This window comes from Oleiphilus sp. HI0080 (assembly GCF_001635135.1).
Genome location: NZ_LWFU01000459.1, coordinates 1 through 23,786 on the forward strand (window position 1 = coordinate 1; position 23,786 = coordinate 23,786).

Genomic DNA, 23,786 nt, shown 5'->3' on the forward strand with positions numbered 1-23,786 from the left:
CCAAGCACAACGTGATAGATCAGGATGTTCATGAAGTGTCTGTGACAATCACGCTTACGGTCACGGTTGAAGATATGACTGCATTTATTGTGGAAGTGCAGCAAGCGGGTATTTTCCGAATTTCAGGTTTGGAAGGTCTTCAATATCATCATGCCGTTGGTGCGGTTTGTCCGAACTTGATCTTCCCGTACTTGCGTGAAACGATCGATAGCACAGTTGTTAAGGGCGGTTTCCAGCCTGTGATGTTGGCGCCAGTAAACTTTGATGCCATGTTTGCGCAAGCATTACAGAAGAAGCAACAACAAGAAGCAGAAGCAGCAAGTGCGGAAGCACAAGACTCTACTGTTCAGTAATAAGTAGATTGCGTCGCGAAGTGCTTCATGTACTTCGTGTTAGATGAAAAAAGGCCGCTCAATTGAGTGGCCTTTTTTTTGTTAGAAGCTTTATTTAGCTTCCAGCGCTGAAATTGAGTTGTCGCCATGCTTCATAAACCACAATTGCCACCGAGTTTGATAGATTTAAGCTTCTGCTTCCATCAAGCATTGGAATACGAATGCAAAACTCTTGACCGAGCCCTGATCGCACGTCATCTGGTAAACCTCGGGTTTCTGGGCCAAAAAGAAAGAAGTCATCCTTTTGGTAGTTTAGGTCTGTATGTGGACGACTTCCTTTTGTGGTCATACCAAAGATTCGCGCGTTTGGATGAGCATCGGTAAACGAGGCATACGATGCGTAGGTCAGAACATCGGCAAACTCGTGGTAGTCGAGCCCGGCCCGCCTTAACTTTTTCGTATCCAGATCAAAGCCTAAAGGTTCAATCAAATGCAGCTTGCAGCCGGTGTTGGCGGCAAGCCGAATAATATTACCTGTATTGGGCGGTATTTCCGGCTCGAACAAAACGATGTTAAACATGCCTAGCGTTCGACAGCCAGCGCTACACCCATGCCACCACCGATGCATAAGGTCGCAAGACCTTTATTGGCGTCACGTCGAATCATCTCATGAAGTAAAGTGACCAACACACGACAACCGGATGCGCCAATAGGATGGCCAAGAGCAATGGCTCCGCCATTGACGTTTACTTTGTTGGTGTCCCACTTCATTCCTTGGTTGACCGAAATTGCCTGAACGGCGAAGGCCTCATTGGCTTCAATCAGGTCTAGGTCATCGACGGACCAGCCTGCGCGCTCAAGGCAGCGTGTGCTCGCCGGGATTGGGCCTGTCCCCATGATCTCGGGCTGAACGCCGGCGTTCGCATAGGCTTTTACTGTCGCGAGAATGGTGAGACCAAGCTCGCGTGCTTTGTCTTCACTGCAAACGATAACGGCGGCTGCACCATCATTGAGTGAAGATGCATTCGCTGCGGTAACGCTGCCGTCTTTCTTGAAGGCGGGGCGCATTTTGGCAATCGATTCGAGCGTAGCGCCCGTTCGAATGTTCTCGTCCTGGTCAAAGGTGACTGGATCACCTTTTCGTTGCGGGATGGTCACCGGAATAATCTCTCCATCGAACTTACCAGCCTGCTGAGACGCTTCTGCTTTGTTTTGGGAGGCGAGTGCAAATGCATCTTGTGCCTCGCGCGCAATATCAAACTGCTCAGCGATATTTTCGGCTGTAATACCCATATGGTAGTCGTTGAACGCGTCCCAAAGACCGTCAGTGATCATCGTGTCGACCATGCTCCAAGGGCCCATGCGCTGGCCGTTTCGGCTATTTGGCAAAACATGTGGTGCGTTGCTCATGCTCTCTTGTCCGCCAGCAATGACCATGTCCGCGTCGCCAAGCTGAATAGCTTGAACGGCCATCTGTACGGCTTTCAGACCAGAGCCGCAAACCTTGTTAATCGTGATTGCTGGGACACTGGCAGGCAGGCCAGCTTTAATCGATGCTTGGCGTGCAGGGTTTTGTCCGCATCCCGCTGTTAATACTTGTCCTAGAATGACTTCGTCTACTTGCTCCGCGTCAATGTTTGCCTGCGCAAGCACACCTCGGATGACCTGATTGCCAATTTCAACTGCGCTGAGAGAGGAAAGGGCGCCACCAAATGAACCGATGGCACTGCGCCCCGCAGCAACAATAACAGCATTACGCATAATAAACTCCGAACAAAGTGAGGCCTTTGGCTGAGGCTAATGGTTCGTTACTTTTTAGCTTCTTTGAACAAAGGCTGAAGAATTAAACAGGAGCGGATTATAGGGGGAACTGTATAGAGCGTCTAATTTTGTCTGGACTCTTTTAGCTGCTTCAGCTCATTAATACGGGCGTTATCAATTGCTTCGCCGAGTTCTTTGCCCTTCAGGCCGCTGCGAACAAGCTCTTTGACGTCGATGTGCTTGGCGATTTGGAGTGCGCGTCGAAAGTATTCAGCTTGCGGATATGGTTCTGCTTCAAATCCCGTTCTTCCTCGAGCATCTGCGATGCAGACAAGAAGAATCTCTTCAAATAGCTCTGGTTTTCGAAGCGCATCGCAGGCCTTGATGACCTTTAAGACGGTCTCAGGCCGAAGTTCAAAGGCTCGATGGATGTGCGTGTGATACTGGCAGGCAAGTAACGCGAGTTTTTTCTCATGATTGCTAACTCGAAGGCGCTCACAAAGCGTCTTGATTGGCTTTAAACCACTGAGTTCATGTCCGTGGTGTTTTGGCCATTGAGCTTCGGGCGTTAGTGCTTTGCCAAGGTCATGAATCAATGCAGCAAAGCGCACGGCGATAGAGTCAGATAGCTGGCAAGCGGTCTCCAGACTTAAAAATGCGTGTAGGCCGCAATCAATCTCAGGGTGATGTTTTTCTGGTTGCGGAATGCCGAAGAGGGATTCGAGTTCTGGCATTAACTCTTTTAATGCGCCGCAAGAGCGAAGCACTTCGAAGTACCGCAAGGGTACATTTTCCGCTAGCGCGCGCGATGTTTCTTGCCAAACACGCTCGGGAGTCAGGTCGCGTAATTCGCCGGCATCGACCATTTCCTTCATTTGCGTCATTGTTTCTGGCGCGATAGAAAAACCCAGAGGGGCAAAACGTGCGCTGAAACGCGCAATGCGCAGAATGCGTAGGGGGTCTTCCATGAAGGCGGGTGAAACATGGCGCAGGATTCGGGCTTCTAGATCAGCTTTGCCGCAGAATGGGTCAATCAATTCCCCGTTTTTAGAGCGTGCCATTGCATTGATGGTCAGATCGCGGCGCTCCAGGTCTTGCTCGAGGGTAACGCTGCTATCAAAGTCACAAACGAAACCGTGATAGCCCCGACCTCGTTTGCGTTCGGTACGCGCGAGTGCATATTCTTCTTTTGTCTCGGGGTGGAGGAATACAGGGAAGTCTGCGCCAACCTGTTGGTAGCCGGCTTTCGTCATCTGCTCCGGCGTTGCGCCGACGATCACCCAGTCATGGTCTTTTATCGGTGTATTGAGTAGTTCATCTCGCACAGCGCCACCGACCACATATACGGTGCCGGGGGTGTCGATAAAAGGAAAGTGTGTTGGCTGAAGCATGCGCCTAGCTTAGCTAAAACGCATAACCAATACCAATGGTACCGCCGAGTTCAACTTCGTTCACCATTGCGGCAGCTTCGATGCTCAAGCCATGAGGTTGGTACATAAAGCCGCCAGTTAGGATGGCTTTGTCTTTTGCCGCTTCTGAAGTCTGCGCTAAGTTAAATCGCATGCCTGCTCTTAGATGAAAGTCGTCGCGCAAATAGTACTCTCCGCCCATGCTTAAGAAGCGCGTCAAACCTTCAAAGTCATAAACTTCGTTTTCGGTGAGATCGATATCCATCGTGAGCATATAGTTCTGGCGGTAATGCGCCACACCAAACTGGTAAAGCGCCTGCACAGCGCGCGCTGTTCCTGGGTAGGTTATAAAGAAGTTGCCCACGGGATGATAAGGCGTAAAGTCGGTTGGTATCATGTTCATGCCAACAAGCGAGAAGATCCATTCTCCATCCAGAAGTGGGCCAGACATACCAAGCTCTTCGCGCATAAACGACTCAGTCATCAGCATTGAGAAGCCAAGATCGACGTTCCACTCTAGAAAGTCATTGCTAACGCGTTTATCTGGCGGATTCTCAGGATCGTAATCTAAGACGCGTTCTCCGCGATGAGAGCCACGTATCTCCATTAGCTTGGGCGTGAATCCCCACGATATTGGCATGTTGTAAGAGATGACGTTCGTTGTTGCGACGGTGACACCAAACTCGCTGATATCAACGTAGGTGTTATCGACCGTCGAGACCATTGAGTCCTCTAAGCTGCCGACTCTCGAGATACCATTATTCGCCTCATAGATTAGCTCTCCAAGTAAGGCTTCGTCTCGATTTCGAATCACGGTCATTTCGCGAATATCCCTTCGGGTATAAAAATTGAGCGTGACCGGGTCAGTATCAATTAAGAGGCTGAATAACGAGGTTTCGTCTTTTCGATAACTCTCCATATTCAGGTCTCGTAAGCTTTCTCGAACCCGTATAGCGTTATCTGCTGTAGCGTTATTGTCATAATCCTCAACGACGTTGCTATCTTGAAATTCGAGAAGGTTGTTATCCCAGTCGGTGTTGTATAGCTCTCGAGCACCGAACGATGCGCTAGCGAATAATCTGTCTGGGTTGCTCCCTCTGTTAAAAGCAATCAGTGCGGGGTTATGGTAAGACGCGTTGAATTTGGTTGCAGCAGCGGCGCCAGTGCCACCCATTGCCATTGAGCGGGGGTCGAGCATTGTGCGATAGCCTGCGAAGGCTTGTGCACCGATACAGAGGCTGAGGAAGAAAAATAGACCTCTGACAAATCCGGTTTGCATATAGGATGACTTCCAAGTAATTCTGAAAAAACGATCAACTCTGCAGATTGTATCTAAATGTTGTCGAGTACAAAGACATCTGCGTCACGAATTCGCAATTACCTTTTGAGATGTGCCCGGTTTTGCGGGCTATAAAGCGGCAAGGCTTCTCCTAAAATTGGTGGCATGGAATTTGAATCACCACTGGATACTTAAGTCGATGATCGCCCTCTGACGTGCCGTTTGGAGTGAGCATCATATCGCGTCAAGATTCGGAGTTTTCTTAATGTCTAGGTACAGATACTTTTCGTTCATGATCGTTGCGCTTGCTTTTCTTTGGCCTTTTCCATTGTTAGCCGAGTCGGAAGAGGAGGGGGTTGAAGCAAAGCCGCCTGTTACTCTTCAGGCAACCGGCTATGCATTTTATCAGGCAACCGAGGATGGTAAGGCCGATCCGAAGCGTCTGCTGGCGATTCGGGCTTCAAAGCTTGATGCATACCGAAATCTTGCTGAACGCGTTTATGGGCTTTCGCTCGCGGGAAGCTCGTCGGTGACCGATTTTGAGCTGCAAAGCGACAGTTATTCCACACAAATCGAGACGGTAATTCGTGGGGCTCGAGTGGTGTCGATTGTCGAAAATGAAAAGACGGGTATTGAAACGGTACTTGAATTGTCCCTGCCGGGTAACTTCATCGATTGCATAAACAACGTCAATAGTTTCAAAGCGAGTGCCGATTGTATTCGTCCGATACCAGAGGCTGGCTCGCCCAGTCGTGTTAGTCGAGCTCCGATGAGTCGACAATATCACTTGAATTAGGAGGCGCGCCATGAAACCTATGCTGTCATTTTTATGTCTCATTGCGGTTATGTTTGCTGCGAGTTTTTCTGCGCATTCCGAGTGGATCGAAGTGACTGGCTCTGCCTCAACCAAAGATGTCAGTTACGCGGAGGCCCGAGAGGCGGCGCGTCTAGACGCATTGCGTCAAGCCATGCTTGAGTTTGGTGTTCGTTTGTCGAGCCATCAATCGTTGAAAAATGGCGTTTTAGTGAGTGATGAATTGAACGCCGATAGTCAGGTTAGTGTTCGGCGCGAACAAATTCTTGAAGAAAACGTAAACGAAGAGACGATCAGTATTCGCTATGCTGCTGATCTAGAGCGCGTTCCAGAGTGTCCAGGATCAGATGCAGGAAAGTATAAGAAATCACTGGCACTTCTCGGTTTTAATCTTCAGGTTCCAGGGCAGGCGAGTATTGGTGGCTTGAATGGAATAGAGCATGGTCTCACGAGTGCGTTGGCGGAGTCTTTGTCTGCGCATGAGTCAATGGTGTTGTTTGAACGCGGTTACGATGCACCGTTTGCGGATGCGTATAATGCGCCTACCTCTTTGGATGGGCAGCGTATGCTGACTCAAGCCATGACGTATGCGAAACAATTGAATGTTCAGTTCGTCGTTTCTGGTGTGGTAAGAGATCTTGGCTTGGTTAACCCGAAAGCCTATTCCACGTCATTGTGGAGGCGTAGCATTAAATTTTTTGCTCAGGCGAATGAGCGTCGACGGTTTTCGGTTGATCTGTTTGTTCATGATGGCTTGAGTGGAGAATTAATTTGGCAGAGCAATTTTGCGACCGAAGGCGCCTGGACAGTCGGTATCGAAGAGCAGGTTGGCTTTGGTTCTCAAGTGTTCTGGAAAATGGGTTATGGGCAAGCGGTTGCCGCTTTGCTCGATGATATGGCTTACTCTCTCGATCAACAGCTGCGTTGTCAGCCGTTTATGACGCGTATTGCGCGTGTTGATGGGAAAATCTTGCACTTTGGTTCCGGCGCGAGTTCAGGTCTAAAACCCGGGGATAAACTGAGTGTTTATCGTAGCTATAATTATCATGATGCTTTTCAGCGAACGGGGATCGAGTTGAACAATACCAAGACCGTATTAACGGTCTCGCAGGTGCATCCGAACTTTGCCAGCGGTACGGTCAATATTGATCCGGGACGGGTAAACATTCAGCAGGATGATGTGTTGATTATTTGGTAGTTAAATGTGTGTCTTTGGGCGGCGAGTGCGCTAAAGCCAGCGACCGAATAAGAGTAGGATCACCGCTCCGAGTAACAAGCGCCACGTTTTCTTCTTGCCTAAATCTTCCAGCCTTTGTTCCGTTGACTGCGCAATATCGGACTCAAAATCTTGCAATAATTGCGCGCGTGCATCGTCCGTTTGAACAATGTAATCGACTTCAAGATCGTGCCGGAAACTTCGGTGATTTAAGTTGCTCGAGCCGATCGTGCACCAATCATCTATGACAATCGTCTTTGCGTGTAACATGGCAGGAGTGTATTCGTATATTTTTGCGCCTGCGCTTAATAGAACGCGATAAAAGTATGCCGCCACCCAAGGCATAAAGAATACATCTGATTCTTCGGGCAAAATAATGCTAACGCGAACGCCTTTTTTGGCGGCACCGACTAAGGCGCGGAGTAGTGTATTCTCTGGTACGAAGTAAGCATTAGTGATGAGTATTCGCTGTTTTGCTCCCCATATTTTTGACAGTAAAAGATGATCATGATGATTCCGTAAAGTGCGGGTGTAGTTGAGCAAGAAATTGGAGTTCATCGCTTTTTTTGAAATGACCCGCCTTACTTTTCGCTTCGAGTAGTTCCAACTGGCCTCAAAGGCCTGCTCAATCGGTTTTAGTGAAGCCCCCTGAACATGTAGCGCAGTATCGCGCCAATTTTGACCGCCATGATCTGTATGCAGATGGCTGTTGCTCACATTGATGCTGCCCATGAACAAGTGTTGGTGGTCTATGACGATTGTTTTTCTATGATTGCGTTTGTTGATAGCCAGTAAGAGAAAGAACCATTTTCGGAGGCCGTGTGTGTGCGTGACAGAATAGCGCCAATGTTCCAGATTCCATGGCAGCGGTTTGTGGATACGCACATCGACGCCGTGGGCAACCAGATCGCGGGCTGTGCTCTCAAAGTCGTGACTGATCCCGTAGCCATCTGTGAGAAGTCTTACAGTAAGACCTCGTTGAGCTGCGTGCTTTAGTGCCTCAGAAACGTGCTTGCCTAGGTGCTTGGATTCGTAAATATACACCTCCATGTCGATTTGAAATCGCGCATGCTCCATGCAGTGCTTGAGCGCTTTAAAGTACGACTCAGCATCGCTGAAGACGTTTTCAATTAGCGGGGCGGTCTGTTCAGCAGGATAGGGGGCGTGGTGTGAGGACTCCGCTTTCGCGGATGAGGAGTGATGAATTGAATCCTTATCGATCATTCTAGTCACCTACTCCTTGCCTAGGAACGGCTATTGGTATTTTTCAGCCGCTTGTTTGATCAGTTCCAGCATGGCTCTGAGTCCATTACCTCTCGATGGGCTAATATGTCGCATGAGATCTATCTTCTCAAAGCTGGCTTCGACATCCATGGATAGAATATCTTGGGGGGTTTTTGCATTTAGTGTTGCTAACACGATCGCAGCGAGCCCTTTAACGATGATCGCATCGCTATCAATCATGAGATACAGCTTTTTGCTTTCTGCATCATAGTGATGGATTAGCCACACTTGGCTTTGACATCCGTGCACATAATTTTCTTCGACTCGCTGTGAGTCCGGAAACTCAGGCAATGATTTGCCAAGGTCAATGATGTAGCCGTAGCGCTCCTCCCAGTCATCTAAGAACTCAAAGGCATCAATCACGTCTTCGATGGTCGTTGTTGAACCTAAAGGGTTTGCTTTAAATGTTTCGAGAGTAGGGAGGCTCATGCTTATAAAAGTCCTAGTTCCAATTTTGCTTCGTCCGATAGCATGTCGTTATTCCAAGGAGGGTCAAAAACCAAATCTACCTCTACGCGACTGACATTTGGCACTCGAGCCACATAATGACGCACATCATCGACGATAACGGGGCCCATGCCGCAACCCGGCGCCGTTAATGTCATCGTGATGAACACGTCATACTTGCTTGCGTCTTGCTCATTTTGTTTGACCTTACAATTGTAGATCAGTCCAAGCTCTACAACGCTAACTGGGATTTCTGGGTCGTATACTTGGTTTAGAGCGGCCCATACCTGCTCTTCACTGACCGAGCCGTCTTCTGGTGCTGCCACCTCTTCATAGACGACCGTTTTGCCTAATGCGTCGGCATCGCGGCCTTCAATTCGGGCAAGATTGCCATTTACAGAGACGGTAAAGGTGCCACCCAAAGATTGGGTGATGGTGACAAAGGTGTCTTTTGGAATGGAGATTTCTGTGCCTGCAGGAACAATGCGCGCGGCTATTTCGCGTTTTGTCACTACTACTTCGCGTTCAGCCATTAATTACGCTTCCTCTGTTACGGAAAAGCTCTCGCCACAACCGCATTCGCCTGTCACGTTAGGGTTTCTGAATTGGAACATGCTGTTCAAGCCAACTTTGATAAAGTCGACTTCAGTACCTGCCAGAACGGCTAAGTCTTTAGCTGGGACTGAGACGCTGACACCATGCTGTTCAAACTGAACATCTCCTTCGGCCGGCGTATCAACAAGCTCTGTCTCGTACATATAGCCTGAGCAACCGCTCGTTTGGAGGTAGAGGCGAAAAAGTTTGTCTCCGCCGCTTTTCTCGATTTCTTTAGCGATGTGTGTGCAAGCTGCTTCAGAAAACGAAACAGATTGATTTGGCTCAAATGTCGCAATACTCATAACTGATTCTCAGATCTTAACTAAGCGAACATTCGCTTTATTTTAGCGAGTGCTTTAAATAATTGGTCTACTTCTTCGTGTGTGTTGTAGAACGCGAATGAGGCGCGCGCACAACCGGGCAAGCCATAAAAATCCATCAACGGCATAGCACAATGGTGTCCTGTGCGAATGCCAATCCCTTGTTGATCCAGCAGCATGCCTATATCGCTAGGGTGAAGCCCATCTATCTTAAATGACATGACAGGCACTTTGTTTTCAGCCGTGCCGATCATCGACATGCCGTCGATGCCTGACATTTGCTGCAAGGCATTTTCAAGCAACTCGTTTTCATGCTTTTCAAGCGCCAGTCGATCATGGGCGTTCAGGTAGTCAATGGCGCTCGCAAGGCCAACAGATTCGCCTATGGCGGGTGTTCCGGCTTCGAATTTGTAAGGTAGTTTGTTGAAGGTCGTTCCCTCAAAACTAACACGTTCGATCATCTCACCACCGCCTTGATAGGGTGGCATGGCTTCTAGCTGTTCTCGCTTCCCATACAACACACCGATCCCGGTTGGGCCGAATAATTTATGCGATGAGAACGCGTAAAAGTCACAATCTAAATCTTGTACATCGACTGAGAAATGCGGCGTCGCCTGTGCGCCATCAATCACAGTAATGACCTCTGCCGCTCTAGCCTTGGCAATCATGTCTTTTACTGGGTTTATCGTACCTAGAACATTAGACACGTGCGTGCATGCAAGGATTCGGGTTTTGGCGCTAAGTAACTGTTCGAAGCCGTTCGAAATGAGTTCTCCAGCTTGGTTTATTTCCCAAACTTTGACGACCGCACCAGTCCGCTCTGCAAGCATTTGCCACGGTACAATATTGGCATGATGCTCCATTCGGGTAACGATGATTTCATCGCCTTCGCTTAGTCGGTCGGCCAAACCATTGGCGACCAAATTAATTGCTTCGGTGGTGCCTTTTGTCCAAATGATCTCTTCGCGTTCGCGAGCGTTGAGAAAAGCGCGTACTTTATCGCGAGCGCCTTCAAACGAAGCGGTCGCTCGATCACCGAGCGTATGGGCGCCACGATGCACATTCGCGTTGTCCGAGTGGTAATAGGCGGTCATCGCGTCTATCACCGCACTCGGTTTTTGAGCGCTCGCAGCACTATCTAAATAGATAAGCGGATTCTTGCCGATACTCTGTTCCAGGATCGGGAAGTCTCGTCGCGCAGCGTTGGCTAGACTTGAGTTTTCGCTTACGCCAAAAGCTGATGAGCTTGATGCACGCATTAAATCACCCTTCGCTATTTCTCTTGGAAGCTAAGAAGTTGAGAAAGGCTCTCTTCCCAGCGTTTTGCTAGATCTTCAATAGGGACGGCACGAACAAGTTCAAGTACGAAGCCAAGCGTTAGCATTTGCCGCGCTTGATCATCGCTCAAACCACGTGTCTTCAAATAGTACACTTCTTTCTCGTTTAGCTGGCCGATCGTTGCGCCGTGCGCACACTTTACATCGTCTGCGTAAATCTCTAACTCTGGCTTTGTGTCAATTGCGGCACTGTTTGAGAGAAGAAGGTTGCGATTGTTCATTTCGCCAAGAGTTTTCTGGGCATCCTTGTGGATATGAATTCTGCCGTTGAAAACAATGTGAGACTTATCATCAGCAATGCAGCGATAGTTTTCTTCGCTGGTGCAGTTGGAGGCGATATGTTCGATGTTCGTATGATTATCAAAATGCTGTTTTTCTTTGGTGACAACCACGCCGTTTAACTCGCAGTGCGCGCCCGGCTCGGTCATCAGTACATGCAGATCATGTCGCCCCATACCTGCGCCTAAGCACAGCGAGTCGCTTTCAAATACAGCATCGCGCTTGAGGATAGCTCGTGTTGCGGTGGCTAGCTTGTAGAAATCTGCAATTGGATTCATACGCAAGTAATTTAATTTTGCGTTTGAAGAAACAAGCGCCGTCATCTGGTTTGAAACAAATGCGGTTTCCATATCCTCGATTTGATGCGCTTCTATGATTGTAGCCTGAGCGCTTTGTCCCATGTGTACAAACACACGAGGCGTGCTGAGGCCCGCCCCTGAGTGGATAAAGTTTAGTTGTATCGGCTGGGTTAGCGCTGTGTTTTTCGCGACATCGATAAAAATCGCATCATCAAACAAAGCGCCGTTGAGTTGCTCTAGTTCGCCTTGTTGATGGCCAACTGTATGCTCTTGAACCAATTTTGCCTGCACCGCATCGATCGCATCAAAACGTAGAACGCTGAGACCATCCAATGAAACGGCGTCAATGGATGATTGATCCACGATGCCGTTGAAAACGTTGATAACGACGGCATTGCTTACGGCTTCGATGTGGGATTGGCCGTCGCTTTTCTCACTTCGATTGAGCCTACTTAAATCACCAAGACGGCGATAAGAATACTTCCAGTTCTCCGTTTGTCGGGTTGGAAGATTTGCGCTGGCAAGCGTTGCCCGTGTGCTTGCCTGAATAGATGCAATCACCTCAGGGTGCGCATTCGACAATGCCTCATCAAGGATGCTTAAAGAACCAAACTGCGTCATGGATTAAGCCTCTGCTTCTTCGTCTATACCCAACCAGCCATAGCCTTTCTCTTCCAGTTCAAGAGCAAGCTCTTTACCGCCGGATTTAATAATCTTGCCACCAGAGAGCACGTGAACGTAGTCAGGCACGATGTAGTCGAGTAGGCGCTGATAGTGTGTCACCATCACAACGGCTCGCTCTGGTGAGCGAAGCGCATTAACGCCATCTGCGACAACGCGCAATGCGTCGATGTCTAGCCCCGAGTCGGTCTCGTCGAGAATGGCTAGCGAAGGTTCAAGCATTAGCATTTGCATGATTTCATTGCGTTTCTTCTCGCCGCCAGAGAAGCCTTCGTTTACGCCTCGTTTCAGGAACGATGGATCAAGATTCACTTGCTTGATTTTCTCTTTTGCAAGCTTCATAAATTCCGACGCGTTAATCTCATCCTGACCGCGATGTTGGCGAATATTATTGATGGCGGTGCGTAAAAACTGCAGATTACTGACGCCTGGGATTTCAACTGGATATTGGAATGCCAGAAAAACACCTTCTCGCGCACGCTCTTCTATCGATAACTCAAGAAGGTCTTGTCCTTTGTACGTTGCCGCACCGCCGGTAACTTCGTAAGCTTCGTTGCCTGCAAGAACCTGAGAAAGGGTACTTTTACCGCTCCCGTTTGGACCCATGATTGCGTGTACTTCGCCTGCTTTTACCTCAAGGTTTAGACCTTTTAGAATTTGCTTGTCTTCTACCGAGGCTTGTAAGTCTTTAATCTCTAACATGTGTACCTTTCCGCTTTGGTGCCCTGCCAATTTGCAACGCACAAGTCATTCATTTACTTAGCCGACGCTGCCTTCGAGGCTAACTTCGAGTAGGGCTGTTGCTTCTACCGCAAACTCCATAGGAAGCTCTTTAAACACCTCCTTACAGAAACCATTCACGATCATGGAAACTGCACGTTCAGCGTCAATCCCGCGCTGCTGACATAAGAACAATTGGTCATCGCTGACTTTTGAAGTCGTTGCTTCATGTTCCACGATGGCGCTCTTGTTCTTGTTTTCGATATACGGGAACGTGTGTGCACCACACTTGTCGCCGATGAGCAATGAGTCGCACTGTGTATAGTTGCGAGCACCCTCCGCACCGGGGCCGATTTTCACTAAGCCGCGATAGCTGCTGTCACTTTTTCCTGCTGAAATCCCTTTGGCAATGATTGTGCTCTTGGTGTTTTTGCCAAGGTGGATCATTTTAGTGCCGGTGTCGGCCTGCTGTGCGTTGTTGGTCAATGCAACTGAATAAAATTCGCCAACGCTGCCTTCGCCACGCAATATACAACTCGGGTATTTCCAGGTAATTGCCGAGCCTGTTTCAACCTGCGTCCAACTAATCTTGGAGTTGCGTCCAATGCACGAGCCACGCTTCGTCACAAAATTATAAATGCCACCACGGCCTTCTTCGTCGCCGGGATACCAATTTTGTACTGTCGAATACTTTATCTCCGCATCGTCCATCACCACGAGTTCGACGACGGCTGCGTGGAGCTGATTCTCATCCCGCATTGGTGCGGTACAGCCTTCAAGGTAGCTAACGTGGCTGCCTTCATCGGCAATAATCAATGTACGCTCGAATTGGCCGGTCTTTGCTTCGTTGATTCGGAAGTAAGTAGACAGCTCCAAAGGACAACGAACGCCCTTCGGTATGTACACAAATGAACCGTCTGAAAATACAGCCGAGTTGAGCGCTGCATAAAAGTTATCTTTTTGAGGAACCACTGAGCCGATGTATTTCTTGATCAGCTCGGGATGCTTATGCACCGCCTCGGAAATAGGGCAAAAAATAACGCCAGCTTCGGTTAACTTTTCTTTGAATGTCGTTGTTACCGAAACACTGTCGAACACCGCATCAACCGCTACGCCGGCAAGGCGCGCTCTTTCGTGCAAAGGAATCCCAAGCTTTTCATAGGTTTTGAGCAGCTCTGGATCGACTTCGTCCAAACTTTTCGGACCGTCGTCTTTCGACTTAGGCGCAGAGTAATAAGCAATTTCGTTAAAATCGATTTTCGGGAAATTAACATGTGCCCACTCTGGTTCATCCATTTCGAGCCAAGCACGATACGCCTTTAAACGCCACTCGAGCATCCACTCAGGTTCCTTCTTTTTTGCAGAAAGGCGGCGTATCACATCTTCGTTTAGACCAGGCTCAAACGTTTCCGATTCGATATCGGTAACGAAACCATGCTGGTACTCATTTTTGATAAGGTCTTTAACAGCTTTGTCAGATTCAGACATTCCAGACAGTGCTCTTTGTTGCGTGTGTATTGGTTGCTTCGCGGAACGAGTTAAGACAGCTCTACGAAACTTAAATCGGTAAAGCCTACTTTTGAACAGGCAAGGCCTAGTAAAGAGAGTACGGCATCCGACGAAAACGAGATTATATAATACCCCACTAAATTAGTCAGGTATTAATTTGCACGCTCTCCATCTGGATTGCTCAGGCTAAAAGTGTGCTCTGGCGCGCGATTTTATACTTTTGCGTGAAAAATTGCAGACTTGTTACGTAAGTTTTCAGAATCAAGCGCTTTTGCGACAAAGAATGCACATCCTTTTGCTACGCTTGATTGAATATATCGCTTTTAAGGGCATGGTGGTGCTAGGAGAGAATAACTACTGTAGTTATCAAGTTGAGGGATCGCAGGATAAATCCCATGAGCTTAGTGTGGATTTCGGGCTCAGGAAAAACAATCCGGAGCTCATCACGGTGAATGCTCCGTTTGAGAAAGAGATCCGGCGCGCTTATGCGCTAGCGGATGATCTCGTCTTAAGTGTGGATGAGCTTTATGCGCAGCTGCGAATCGGAAAACAAGTGGATCTTGAAAGCACGAGAGCGCTGCTTGCATCTTGTGCTCTTAGCATTGAGACGAACATGTATGCTTGGATGTTCCTCTGCCAAGTAAAAAATCCTGCCTCCTATCTTGTTGAGCATGCCTTCCGAACGGCGGCGTTATCGATGTGCCTTGGACTGAATCAGGGTTTAAAGCGTGCGGAGCTTGTTGAGCTGGGTCTTGCTGCCTTACTGAGCGATGTCGGCAAAATCATGATCCCGAGCGCGATCTTAGAAAAAGAAGGCGCGTTGAGTAGTGCCGAGTACGCAGTTATTAGGGTGCACCCGCTCGAGGGTCGAAAAATATTGCTTTCGCAGACCAACGCATCTCGAGAATTGATAGAAGTTGTGGTGTCACACCATGAGCAAATAGATGGTGAGGGCTATCCGGCGAAGCTTAAAGGCAATGAGATTCCCTTCTTCGCTCGACTTGTATCCATTGCTGACGCATTTGACGCTATGACTTCAGAACGAAGTTATGCGCCAGCCAGATCGATCCGCGATGCGAAGTCGATTCTTTGGGAATGTAAAGACAAGCAGTTTGATGCCGAGTTCGTGGATCGTTTCATTCTAATGTTGGGGGCCTTCCCTCCTGGTACCGAGGTTATGTTGGCAGACGCCGGCGCTGCTGTCGTGCTAGAGCCTTTCGAAAATTCAGCCACTGATTTTAAGGTTCTTTGTTATAAGCAGATCGCGAACCTCGATATTGATGTTGCGACTAAAGATGCGGACGCGGGTGATAAGCGGTATATTTCGTCTCTCGAGCCGCACGTTGTTTGCAACTTCCGACAGAGCGAGCTTCGTAAACAGCTTTCCTGGCAAAGCAGCGCGCATAAAGCCAAGAGCAAAATCAATAATTAGAGTCGAAATCGAGCCCTATGGCAGTTTTTACCCACGTCCTTGCTGCTGATCTAACAGCGATTCTTGAGCGATTCTCGCTCGGCAAATGTCTTCGGCTTGAGGGTATTAGTGCAGGTATCGAAAACACAAACTACTTTCTTGATACTCAGAAAAACGGTGACGTGACTTCTTGGGTCTTGACGGTTTTCGAAAATATGGCAGCTAGTGAGTTGCCGTTTTTTGTGGATCTGACTCGCCACCTTGCTGAGCAAGGCTTGAGCGTGCCCGCGCCTTTGGTTGACTCCTCTGGCAGGGCGCTTTTTCAGCTGCATGGTAAAGATGCGTTAATTGTTCCTTGTTTGAGCGGGCAGGCGAAAGACCAAGTGGATCTCAACAATTGCTTTGAAGTCGGTCGATGGCTAGGTTCAATGCATCACGCTGTTGGCACGTTTGGTGGGCATCGCCCTCTGGTCAGAGATCTTTCTTGGATGCAAGGGAAGCTGAACGCTTTGCGGGATTCTCATATCGCGCGAGACGATTTGGCGCTACTTGAGCGTTGTGTCGCGCGTTACGCTGACTATCGTCAGCAACTGGATGCTTGCCCAAAAGGGACGGTGCACGGTGATCTGTTCAAAGACAATGTTTTATTTGAAGGTGGCCGAGTATCAGGAGTGATTGATTTTTATCACGCTTGTACGGAGGGCTTGTTGTTTGATTTGGCGGTGTGCGCGAATGACTGGGTGACGAAGAGTGATGGACGCTACGATCGGGCCCTTATGTCGTCACTACTAGATGGATATAAAGCAGAACATGCTTGGAGCGATCAGGATGAACAGGCCTGGCCGCTATTTTTGGAGCTGGCTGCGTTGCGTTTCTGGATTTCTCGACTCGCCAGTAAATATCTTGCCAGTTATCAGCAAGAGAGTGTTGCGGGTGAAACGATCAAAAATCCCGACGAAATGCGTGGAATTCTTGAACACTTGCTTGCTTAGCGCTGCTTTTCTGAAGCTCGAACTTTATTCCTTGAATAGGGCATTAATGTCGGCATTGAAGCTGATATCTACCAGACGCCAACCATTCTGAGGTTGATAAAAATTGATTTCCCAAACGATGGCGGCTTGTTGGTACTTTAGTAAGTAGCGAGCTTTAAAGAAGTGATCGCCTATACTTTGCTCATCCAGCTTTGCATACGCTATCGGGTTGCCAGCGCTTGCGTTAATGCGTTTCATGTCGCTAATGATTTTTTGGGCTCGCTGGCTAAACTGCTCCGCATCAATCCCGAGGTATATCGATATCAGGTTGATCGCTGTTTCCGCATCACCCTTCGCTAGATTGGACATAAACAAGTCTGTTTCCTGAATGATTTTTTGCGTATTTGGCAGTGATTTTGCCAAAACAGTCGCGCTCGAGAACAGTGAAAATGCCAATATAAGAGCAAGACTAAGATGCTTCATGTTTATCCTTAAAGAGTAAGTTCTGAACTAAATAAATCGCGTAACTGTTTTAAACCTTTTCCACGATTGACTGTTTTCCAGGCTATATAGAGTGTACTAGGTGTGCTGTGTTTTTCGGTTAACTCAAGCTCAATTAGACTCCCTTCCTGTAAATCTTTTTCAATTAAGTGTCTTGGTAGGAAGCCAAGCCCTATGCCTGATAATTGCGCCAAGCGTTTACTATGACTGTTCGGGACATAAAAGTGTTTGTTTGAGTTGTGCAAGCCGCGTGACCAACTAACGGACTCTCGGGCAGAGTCATGGGTTACGACTCGTCTCTCATGTTCTAGTTGTTTGGGTGAAAACGGGCCTTTCTTTTTCGCGAGCGGATGGGTTGGGGCAACAACATAAGCTAACTCGAGATTGCCAATAGGTTCCGTTCTAATGCCTTTGTTGATAGGGATTGGCTCGACACCGCCGATAAGCAGGTCTACTTGATCTTGAATCAATGCCTCCCAAGAGCCGTTTAATGCCTCTTCTCGCACATCAATTTCGATGAGAGGGTGTTCATCCAAGAATTGCTTTAAGACGGCATAAACTGCCGGACGGTTGATAATGGTATCGATCGCGATGCGCAGTTTGCTTTCATAGCCGCGAGCGATGTTCTGTGTTTGTTCTGCCAAGCGTTCTACAGAGTTTAAAAGTTCTCGCCCCTGCTCAAGCAAGTAGCGGCCTGCGGGGGTAAGCACTGCACGGCGACCTTGTTTTTGAAAGAGGGTTACGTCTAGCTGTTCTTCGAGCTTTTGAACCACATAAGACAGAGCGGAAGGAACTTTATCGAGTTCCTCGGCTGCCGCTGCATAGCTGCCTCGGCGGTCTATCACATCAAGGACTTTGAGTGCCTCAATCGTAATAGGGCTGTTTAGATTCATGTGTGCGTGCTCGTGATGATTGTTCAAAAAAATTGATGATATAGAGCAAAAGTACCTTCTTATAAACGTTAGCGCAATCTTTATACTAGATCACATGGTTTAAGCGCATCGCGAGATTAAGATCTTGCTGATACAACATCATCATTAAGAAACAGGTAGGAGTTAATTGTGTCGTTAAATATTCTCTCATTGTCGGCAAGTGTTCAGGGTGATCAGTCAACAAGTCGTATGTTGGCAAATGAATTGATCACGAAATTAACGGAAAAGGCTGGGGCGGCAAAAGTATCTGAGCGCGACGTATCAAACAATGATATTGCGTTGGTGACAGGTGCGCATGTCGGCGCGTTCTACACGCCAGCCGAAGAGCGCAGTGATGAGCAAAACGCCTTGCTCGAGCAGAGCGATGCACTCCTAGCAGAACTCAAAGAAGCGAATACTTTAGTGGTGGCAACGCCGATGTATAACTTTGGTATTCCGGCATCGTTGAAGGCATGGGTTGATATGATTTGTCGCGTCGGTGAAACGTTTCGGTACACAGAGAATGGGCCGGAAGGGTTGTTGAATATCGACACTATGTATCTTGTAGTGGCGACGGGCGGAGCACCTGTAGGCAGTGCGGTTGATTTTGTCGTGCCTTATATGAAGCAAGTTGCGAGCTTTATAGGCATTGAGCATGTCGAAGTCATCGCAGCAGATCGAATGAATGTCGATGCAGATGCCTCGCTCAAGAAAGCGCGAGAAGAATTGTCAGAGATCGTACAAAAGGCGTGAATGCCATCGTTTAAGAAGCGAAGCACCTGTTGTCTTCTAACACAAAAAACCAGAGTGAAACATCGTTCACTCTGGTTTTTTGATCAAGCGCTAACTAGACAAGCTCTAGTGTAACAGCTGTCGCTTCACCGCCACCGATACACAAGCTAGCCAAACCTTTGGTTTTTCCTTCTTTCTTAAGAGCGTAGATCAGGGTCGCGATAATACGCGCACCAGATGCGCCAACAGGATGGCCCAGTGCTACTGCACCGCCATGAATGTTGATTTTTTCTGCAGGAATGTCGTGTGCGTTCATCGCCGTCATGGCTACCATTGCAAATGCTTCGTTAACTTCAAACAAGTCAACATCTGATGAGCTCCAGCCTGTTTTCTTTAGTACCTTCTCCATAGCACCACAAGGAGCGTGCGTGAATTTCGCAGGCGCTTCCGCATGCGATGCGGTCGCACGAATGACTGCCAGAGGGCTAAGGCCTTTCTCTTTTGCGACCTTGCCAGAGCAAAGAACAACCGCTGCCGCGCCGTCAGAGATGGCTGAAGAGTTGGCGGCTGTAACAACACCGTCTTTATCGAAAGCAGGGCGTAGTGAAGGAATCTTCTCAGGACGAGCTTGTCCAGGAAGCTCATCTTTATCAAAGATGACTTCACCTTTGCGTGATTTAACGCTGAATGGCGTGATCTCTTCTTTAAACCAGCCTTCATTGGTTGCTGCTTGGGCTCGCTCAAGAGAGCGTAAGGTGTACTCGTCCATCGCTTCTCGTGTAAGACCGTCTTCCTGACTGTTTTCGTCAGCAAACTTGCCCATCAACTTACCGGTGTATTTGTCTTCCAGGCCATCCCAGAACATATGGTCTAGCAATTCGCCATGCCCGAGGCGATAGCCCGTGCGTGCTTTCGGAACGATGTAAGGCGCAAGCGACATATTTTCCTGGCCACCAGCCACCATTAGTTCGCAGGATTCCGCTTTGATAGCATCAAACGCCTGCATGACGGCTTTCATACCAGAGCCACACATTTTGTTGATTGTGGTGGTCGGAACGCTTTCTGGAATGCCAGCACCTAGAGATGCCTGACGCGCCGGAGCCTGCCCTACGCCAGCAGGTAAAACATGACCCATGATGACTTCATCAATGTCTCCTACTGCGATGCCAGCTTGCTCAATGCTTGCTTTGATCGCGGCGGCACCCAGTTCAGGAGCTGGAACAGTGCTCAGGCTTCCGCCAAAGCTTCCCATTGCGGTACGTTTTGCTGCGACGATGACGACATCGTTATCTGAATATGCTGACATGTTTTTTCCTATACATCGGTTAGTGAATCGATCAGTCGATTAAATTTAGGCGCGTTAGTTTAAAGCAAGGCCTTTGTTGAGGTAAACAGTACATAAAGTATGCACGGGTTATGTTGGTTATATCTCTTGATTTCGGGGTTTGGTAGCGCTGTTTTATCAGTGACTTAATATAAAGCCGGTGATAGCATTGCCGACTTATTTTTGAGCCTTCAATTTGCGTCATCCGGAGTAAGAGCATGACTGGTTTCGACAAACCGAGCATTAAGCCCGCTAACCCTAATTTTTCATCTGGCCCCTGCAGTAAGCGTCCGGGTTACGATGTAAATAAGCTGGATGTTTCAACGCTTGGGCGTTCGCATCGTGCCGCGATTGGTAAAGATGCTCTCGGGCGTGCTTGCTCTGAAACAGCTCGCTTGCTTGGGCTTCCTGAAGGGTATCGCGTTGGAATCGTGCCGGCATCGGATACAGGCGCCGTGGAAATGGCTCTTTGGTCGTTGCTCGGTGCACGACCGGTTGATGTGTTTGCTTGGGAGTCGTTTGGTTCTACTTGGGTTGCCGACATTTTTAATCAACTCAAGCTTGAAGATGTGAATCACTATCATGCTGATTACGGTGTATTGCCGGATATGACGCAGGCGAACCCGAATCATGATGTCGTGTTTACATGGAATGGCACTACTGCAGGTGTAAAAGTGCCCAATGCAGATTGGATCGCCGACGATCGAGAAGGTTTAACGATCTGTGATGCCACCTCGGCGGTGTTTGCCATGGAGATGCCTTGGGAAAAGCTTGATGTTGTCACCTACAGTTGGCAGAAAGTACTCGGGGGAGAGGGTGCGCACGGTATGCTGATACTGAGTCCTAGAGCGGTGGCACGACTCGAGACATACACGCCAGCGTGGCCCCTGCCGAAGATCTTCCGAATGACCAAGAAGGGGAAGTTGATCGAAGGGATCTTCAGAGGCGAGACGATCAACACGCCTTCTATGCTCTGCGTTGCGGACTATCTGGACGCATTGCGTTGGGTGGATAGTCTGGGCGGCCTTACTGGAGCAATTGCGCGCTCAGAAGCGAATCTGGCTGCGATACAGGCTTTTGTTACTCAGCACGACTGGATTAACTTTCTAGCGAGAGATCCTGCAACGCTCTCAAATACGAGTGTCTGCTTGACGGTTGATGCGAGCCCGGAACAAGTAAAAGCGATGATTACGCTGCTGGCCGACGAAAATGTCGCGTTTGATATTGGCTCTTACCGAGACGCCCCGGATGGCCTGAGAATTTGGTGTGGTGCGACCGTGAATACCTCTGACGTCGAAGCCTTGATGCCTTGGCTTGCTTGGGCTTACGCGCAAGTCTTATAACCACAGACACAATAAACTGTAGATTTTTGTCAAACACCCGAGTAATTATTCAAATCTGTTCTAATCTTAGATAAGGCTATGATGGAGGAAGAGTAATGGAAGTCTCGACGATGATTTCTTGGATAGTGTTGGTATTCGTGGTGTTTTACATCGTCCGCATATACAACCTGCTTGTGGCGTATAAAAATCAGTATGAGAATGCATTCTCTCAAATCGAAGTGCAGCTCAAGCGGCGATATGACTTAATTCCTAATCTTGTTGAGGCAACTAAAGCCTATCTGACTCATGAGAAAGAAACGCTCGAAGCGGTGATTAGTGCACGAAATACGGCATTAGCGGGCTTGAAAGAAGCCTCTAAAAATCCAGCAAGTGCTTCTGCTTTGGGCAAGATTGCTTCTGGTGAGGGTATGTTGAAGTCGGCGCTTGGCGCACTCAATGTTGCAGTGGAGGCTTACCCTGAACTCAAAGCGAATCAAAATATCTCTGATTTAACTGAAGAGTTAACATCAACCGAGAACCGGGTTTCGTACTCTCGTCAGGCGTTCAATGATGCAGTGATGCAATTTAACGTTTATCGTCAAAGCTTCCCAAACAACTTTTTTGCACCCACTTTCGGGTTTCGAAGCGATGCTTCTCTTTTGGAGTTTGAGGACAGCGCTCAGATTCAACAGGCACCAAAAGTCAGCTTTTAGTCTTCACGGAGCCTTAAAGAGCAGCAATGAATTTCTATAAGGCTCAAGATTCAGCCCGAAAACAGAGCAAGCGGCTGGTTGTTCTGTTTTGTATTTCCGTCCTTACGCTCATCTTTCTTTCAAATCTATTATTTATTGCTTTCGCTTGGATCAGTGACTTCGGCAACATCGCAACGCTAAATCGTGTTGATGTCTCGAATGCGCCTCCGTTGCAAGCGGCCCTGATCATCATTGAGCGTTTCGGCTGGGGTAAAGTGGGCATGATTACGGCTATTATTGCGTCGGTGATTGGCGTCGCGACTTGGTCAAAATGGAGTGAACTGGCAAAAGGTGGCCATGTTGTTGCTGAAATGCTGGGTGGTTCGCTCATCGCCCCTGATTCAAAGGAGTCGCGAGAACGAAGACTTTTGAATGTTGTTGAGGAAATGGCGCTTGCCTCCCAGATGCTTGTACCGCCGGTCTACGTCCTGCGCAATGAATTGGGCATTAATGCCTTCGCCGCTGGTGTTTTCGCTGATGATGCTGTAATTGCCGTTAGCCAAGGTGCGCTTGAACAGTTAAACCGTGAACAGTTACAAGGCGTTGTCGCACATGAATTTAGCCACATTCTCAATGGTGACATGCGTTTGAATGTGCGCATCGTAGCAACCTTGCATGGTTTGTTGATGATCAACGAGACCGGTCGAATGCTTATGCATGCGGGCTCAATGAGGGGGCATCGGCGGCGTTTTGGTAGCGCTTCTTCTAGAGAGAAAAATGGTGGCGCTGCACTTATATTCATTGCAGGTCTTGCCGTTTGGTTGCTTGGCTCTATTGGTCAGTTTTTTGGTGCGGTAATCAAAGCTGCCCTAAGTCGTCAGCGAGAGTATTTGGCGGATGCCTCTGCGGTTCAGTTCACAAGAAACCCAGAGGGCATTGCTGGTGCGCTTCGTATTATCGGTGGTCATGGGCCTCGATCGCGAGTTGATAACCCGCATGCCTATGAGTTAGGGCACATCTTCTTTTGTAATGCGTTCCACAGCAAAGTCTTTGCAACCCACCCGCCACTGGACCAGCGTATTGAGCGCTTGATGCCAAATTGGAATGGCCGTTACTTGGAATCTACTGCAGATGCAGAACTGCGGCACGAGGGTGCAATGGGCTTCGCTTCAGGTGCGCAGAGCGCTTCATCAAGCGAAGTCGAGCCAGCCACGAATAGCATCGATTATTCGCCAGTAAGCAAAAGTAGTGACGGTTCATTGGAAGGTGTTCACCACGAAGACAGCCTCACTTTCGAAGATGAGCCAAAGCGAGAACAAGATATAAAGCCGCTTCTGCAGCTAGTGCATGGCGCAAGTGATGCGCAGGCTGTGTTTTTTGCCTTTATCGGGCATGACTCGGTAACGACGGGTGCGTGGAATGAGCATCTCAGCGAATTGAGCTTGTCTCAGCAGCTAGACTTGCTTAGAGCGGCGATTCCGGCACTTAAGAATCTGGATAAAACAAATTATGCAGGGTTTCGACAAACCTTTATGGATGCAGTAAGTCGGGATAAGAAGCGCAGTCTCAAAGAATGGCTCGCCTACGAGCTGTTCAGAAACCCCTGCGATATTCATTTTGGGTATGCAAAAGCGCCCA

General features: G+C 48.5%; 24 protein-coding genes. 9 read left to right on the top strand and 15 right to left on the bottom strand.

The genetic code is table 11. The annotated features are described in order from the left end of the window. Window positions 1–353 (top strand): protein-export chaperone SecB (secB, locus tag A3751_RS09180; protein WP_068454742.1); only part of this gene is annotated, 353 nt, incomplete at its 5' end. Between the two features lie 94 nt (window positions 354–447). On the opposite strand, the gene trmL is transcribed toward secB, so the two are convergent. The 4 genes from trmL to traF all read right to left on the bottom strand — a co-directional run bounded on the left by trmL (window position 448) and on the right by traF (window position 4,781). Then, window positions 448–912: a tRNA (uridine(34)/cytosine(34)/5-carboxymethylaminomethyluridine(34)-2'-O)-methyltransferase TrmL gene (gene trmL, locus A3751_RS09185; RefSeq protein WP_068454746.1), complete on the bottom strand. Its 465-nt coding sequence runs from the start codon at window positions 910–912 to the stop codon at window positions 448–450. Between the two features lie 2 nt (window positions 913–914). Continuing rightward, complete coding sequence (locus A3751_RS09190) at window positions 915–2,093, bottom strand: acetyl-CoA C-acetyltransferase (RefSeq protein ID WP_068454749.1); 1,179 nt, start codon at window positions 2,091–2,093, stop codon at window positions 915–917. Window positions 2,094–2,215: 122 nt separating this feature from the next. Beyond that, complete coding sequence (locus A3751_RS09195; protein ID WP_068454752.1) at window positions 2,216–3,484, bottom strand: multifunctional CCA addition/repair protein; 1,269 nt, start codon at window positions 3,482–3,484, stop codon at window positions 2,216–2,218. Between the two features lie 13 nt (window positions 3,485–3,497). Next, complete coding sequence (gene traF, locus A3751_RS09200) at window positions 3,498–4,781, bottom strand: conjugal transfer protein TraF (protein ID WP_068454755.1); 1,284 nt, start codon at window positions 4,779–4,781, stop codon at window positions 3,498–3,500. 265 nt (window positions 4,782–5,046) lie between these two features. Here traF and A3751_RS09205 point away from each other — a divergent pair, with 265 nt between their 5' ends. Beyond that, the gene (locus tag A3751_RS09205; protein ID WP_082863145.1) at window positions 5,047–5,577 is read left to right on the top strand and encodes an LPP20 family lipoprotein; all 531 of its coding nucleotides are present in this window, start codon (window positions 5,047–5,049) and stop codon (window positions 5,575–5,577) included. Window positions 5,578–5,587: 10 nt separating this feature from the next. Next, entirely contained in the window at window positions 5,588–6,793 is a 1,206-nt protein-coding gene (locus A3751_RS09210) for a flagellar assembly protein T N-terminal domain-containing protein (protein WP_068454761.1), read from the top strand. 30 nt (window positions 6,794–6,823) lie between these two features. On the opposite strand, the gene A3751_RS09215 is transcribed toward A3751_RS09210, so the two are convergent. From A3751_RS09215 to sufB, 8 genes are read right to left on the bottom strand one after another with little or no spacing between them, the layout of a single operon-like run. Then, complete coding sequence (locus tag A3751_RS09215; RefSeq protein ID WP_068454764.1) at window positions 6,824–8,035, bottom strand: phosphatidylserine/phosphatidylglycerophosphate/cardiolipin synthase family protein; 1,212 nt, start codon at window positions 8,033–8,035, stop codon at window positions 6,824–6,826. 30 nt (window positions 8,036–8,065) lie between these two features. Next, entirely contained in the window at window positions 8,066–8,524 is a 459-nt protein-coding gene (locus A3751_RS09220) for a SufE family protein (protein ID WP_068454767.1), read from the bottom strand. 2 nt (window positions 8,525–8,526) lie between these two features. Beyond that, on the bottom strand, window positions 8,527–9,075 hold the full coding sequence (gene sufT, locus A3751_RS09225) for a putative Fe-S cluster assembly protein SufT (protein WP_068454770.1): 549 nt from the start codon (window positions 9,073–9,075) through the stop codon (window positions 8,527–8,529). Window positions 9,076–9,078: 3 nt separating this feature from the next. Next, a complete protein-coding gene (locus A3751_RS09230; protein WP_068454773.1) occupies window positions 9,079–9,441 on the bottom strand; it encodes an iron-sulfur cluster assembly accessory protein in 363 nt (120 codons plus the stop codon). Between the two features lie 20 nt (window positions 9,442–9,461). Further along, the gene (locus A3751_RS09235) at window positions 9,462–10,718 is read right to left on the bottom strand and encodes an aminotransferase class V-fold PLP-dependent enzyme (protein ID WP_068454776.1); all 1,257 of its coding nucleotides are present in this window, start codon (window positions 10,716–10,718) and stop codon (window positions 9,462–9,464) included. A gap of 14 nt (window positions 10,719–10,732) precedes the next feature. After that, window positions 10,733–11,995 (bottom strand): Fe-S cluster assembly protein SufD, encoded by a 1,263-nt coding sequence (gene sufD, locus A3751_RS09240; protein WP_068454779.1) that lies wholly within the window; start codon window positions 11,993–11,995, stop codon window positions 10,733–10,735. A 3-nt stretch (window positions 11,996–11,998) separates the two neighbouring features. Next, on the bottom strand, window positions 11,999–12,757 hold the full coding sequence (gene sufC, locus A3751_RS09245; protein ID WP_068454782.1) for a Fe-S cluster assembly ATPase SufC: 759 nt from the start codon (window positions 12,755–12,757) through the stop codon (window positions 11,999–12,001). Between the two features lie 57 nt (window positions 12,758–12,814). After that, window positions 12,815–14,263, bottom strand: a complete 1,449-nt coding sequence (sufB, locus tag A3751_RS09250) for a Fe-S cluster assembly protein SufB (RefSeq protein WP_068454786.1) — start codon at window positions 14,261–14,263, stop codon at window positions 12,815–12,817. A gap of 304 nt (window positions 14,264–14,567) precedes the next feature. On the opposite strand from sufB, the gene A3751_RS09255 reads away from it, so the two are divergent. Both A3751_RS09255 and A3751_RS09260 read left to right on the top strand, forming a co-directional pair. After that, window positions 14,568–15,716: an HD-GYP domain-containing protein gene (locus A3751_RS09255; protein WP_068454791.1), complete on the top strand. Its 1,149-nt coding sequence runs from the start codon at window positions 14,568–14,570 to the stop codon at window positions 15,714–15,716. Window positions 15,717–15,733: 17 nt separating this feature from the next. Continuing rightward, on the top strand, window positions 15,734–16,687 hold the full coding sequence (locus A3751_RS09260; RefSeq protein WP_068454794.1) for a homoserine kinase: 954 nt from the start codon (window positions 15,734–15,736) through the stop codon (window positions 16,685–16,687). Between the two features lie 24 nt (window positions 16,688–16,711). Here the strand turns inward: A3751_RS09260 and A3751_RS09265 are convergent, their stop codons facing one another. Continuing rightward, the gene (locus tag A3751_RS09265) at window positions 16,712–17,149 is read right to left on the bottom strand and encodes a hypothetical protein (RefSeq protein ID WP_068454797.1); all 438 of its coding nucleotides are present in this window, start codon (window positions 17,147–17,149) and stop codon (window positions 16,712–16,714) included. 8 nt (window positions 17,150–17,157) lie between these two features. Beyond that, window positions 17,158–18,060: a LysR substrate-binding domain-containing protein gene (locus A3751_RS09270; protein WP_068454800.1), complete on the bottom strand. Its 903-nt coding sequence runs from the start codon at window positions 18,058–18,060 to the stop codon at window positions 17,158–17,160. 168 nt (window positions 18,061–18,228) lie between these two features. Between A3751_RS09270 and A3751_RS09275 the strand changes: the two genes are divergently transcribed. Continuing rightward, entirely contained in the window at window positions 18,229–18,831 is a 603-nt protein-coding gene (locus tag A3751_RS09275; RefSeq protein WP_156492352.1) for an FMN-dependent NADH-azoreductase, read from the top strand. Between the two features lie 94 nt (window positions 18,832–18,925). Here A3751_RS09275 and A3751_RS09280 read toward each other — a convergent pair whose 3' ends face one another. Continuing rightward, on the bottom strand, window positions 18,926–20,116 hold the full coding sequence (locus A3751_RS09280) for a thiolase family protein (protein ID WP_068454803.1): 1,191 nt from the start codon (window positions 20,114–20,116) through the stop codon (window positions 18,926–18,928). A gap of 236 nt (window positions 20,117–20,352) precedes the next feature. On the opposite strand from A3751_RS09280, the gene A3751_RS09285 reads away from it, so the two are divergent. The 3 genes from A3751_RS09285 to A3751_RS09295 all read left to right on the top strand — a co-directional run. Further along, window positions 20,353–21,477, top strand: coding sequence for a phosphoserine transaminase (locus A3751_RS09285; RefSeq protein ID WP_068454807.1), 1,125 nt, complete (start codon window positions 20,353–20,355; stop codon window positions 21,475–21,477). A 95-nt stretch (window positions 21,478–21,572) separates the two neighbouring features. Beyond that, window positions 21,573–22,169: a LemA family protein gene (locus tag A3751_RS09290; protein ID WP_068454810.1), complete on the top strand. Its 597-nt coding sequence runs from the start codon at window positions 21,573–21,575 to the stop codon at window positions 22,167–22,169. A 26-nt stretch (window positions 22,170–22,195) separates the two neighbouring features. Continuing rightward, a partial coding sequence (locus A3751_RS09295) for a M48 family metallopeptidase (RefSeq protein WP_068454813.1) occupies window positions 22,196–23,786 on the top strand: 1,591 nt, incomplete at its 3' end.

Bases quoted from the DNA above. Each gene is read 5' to 3' on its own strand.
- A3751_RS09260 (WP_068454794.1), top strand. From the start codon at position 15,734: ATGGCAGTTTTTACCCACGTCCTTGCTGCTGATCTAACAGCGATTCTT.
- A3751_RS09280 (WP_068454803.1), bottom strand. From the start codon at position 20,116: ATGTCAGCATATTCAGATAACGATGTCGTCATCGTCGCAGCAAAACGT.
- A3751_RS09285 (WP_068454807.1), top strand. From the start codon at position 20,353: ATGACTGGTTTCGACAAACCGAGCATTAAGCCCGCTAACCCTAATTTT.
- A3751_RS09265 (WP_068454797.1), bottom strand. From the start codon at position 17,149: ATGAAGCATCTTAGTCTTGCTCTTATATTGGCATTTTCACTGTTCTCG.
- A3751_RS09235 (WP_068454776.1), bottom strand. From the start codon at position 10,718: ATGCGTGCATCAAGCTCATCAGCTTTTGGCGTAAGCGAAAACTCAAGT.
- sufD (WP_068454779.1), bottom strand. From the start codon at position 11,995: ATGACGCAGTTTGGTTCTTTAAGCATCCTTGATGAGGCATTGTCGAAT.
- A3751_RS09270 (WP_068454800.1), bottom strand. From the start codon at position 18,060: ATGAATCTAAACAGCCCTATTACGATTGAGGCACTCAAAGTCCTTGAT.
- A3751_RS09210 (WP_068454761.1), top strand. From the start codon at position 5,588: ATGAAACCTATGCTGTCATTTTTATGTCTCATTGCGGTTATGTTTGCT.
- traF (WP_068454755.1), bottom strand. From the start codon at position 4,781: ATGCAAACCGGATTTGTCAGAGGTCTATTTTTCTTCCTCAGCCTCTGT.
- sufB (WP_068454786.1), bottom strand. From the start codon at position 14,263: ATGTCTGAATCTGACAAAGCTGTTAAAGACCTTATCAAAAATGAGTAC.
- A3751_RS09220 (WP_068454767.1), bottom strand. From the start codon at position 8,524: ATGAGCCTCCCTACTCTCGAAACATTTAAAGCAAACCCTTTAGGTTCA.
- A3751_RS09195 (WP_068454752.1), bottom strand. From the start codon at position 3,484: ATGCTTCAGCCAACACACTTTCCTTTTATCGACACCCCCGGCACCGTA.
- A3751_RS09290 (WP_068454810.1), top strand. From the start codon at position 21,573: ATGGAAGTCTCGACGATGATTTCTTGGATAGTGTTGGTATTCGTGGTG.
- sufC (WP_068454782.1), bottom strand. From the start codon at position 12,757: ATGTTAGAGATTAAAGACTTACAAGCCTCGGTAGAAGACAAGCAAATT.
- A3751_RS09215 (WP_068454764.1), bottom strand. From the start codon at position 8,035: ATGATCGATAAGGATTCAATTCATCACTCCTCATCCGCGAAAGCGGAG.
- trmL (WP_068454746.1), bottom strand. From the start codon at position 912: ATGTTTAACATCGTTTTGTTCGAGCCGGAAATACCGCCCAATACAGGT.
- A3751_RS09205 (WP_082863145.1), top strand. From the start codon at position 5,047: ATGTCTAGGTACAGATACTTTTCGTTCATGATCGTTGCGCTTGCTTTT.
- A3751_RS09230 (WP_068454773.1), bottom strand. From the start codon at position 9,441: ATGAGTATTGCGACATTTGAGCCAAATCAATCTGTTTCGTTTTCTGAA.
- A3751_RS09255 (WP_068454791.1), top strand. From the start codon at position 14,568: ATGCACATCCTTTTGCTACGCTTGATTGAATATATCGCTTTTAAGGGC.
- sufT (WP_068454770.1), bottom strand. From the start codon at position 9,075: ATGGCTGAACGCGAAGTAGTAGTGACAAAACGCGAAATAGCCGCGCGC.
- A3751_RS09190 (WP_068454749.1), bottom strand. From the start codon at position 2,093: ATGCGTAATGCTGTTATTGTTGCTGCGGGGCGCAGTGCCATCGGTTCA.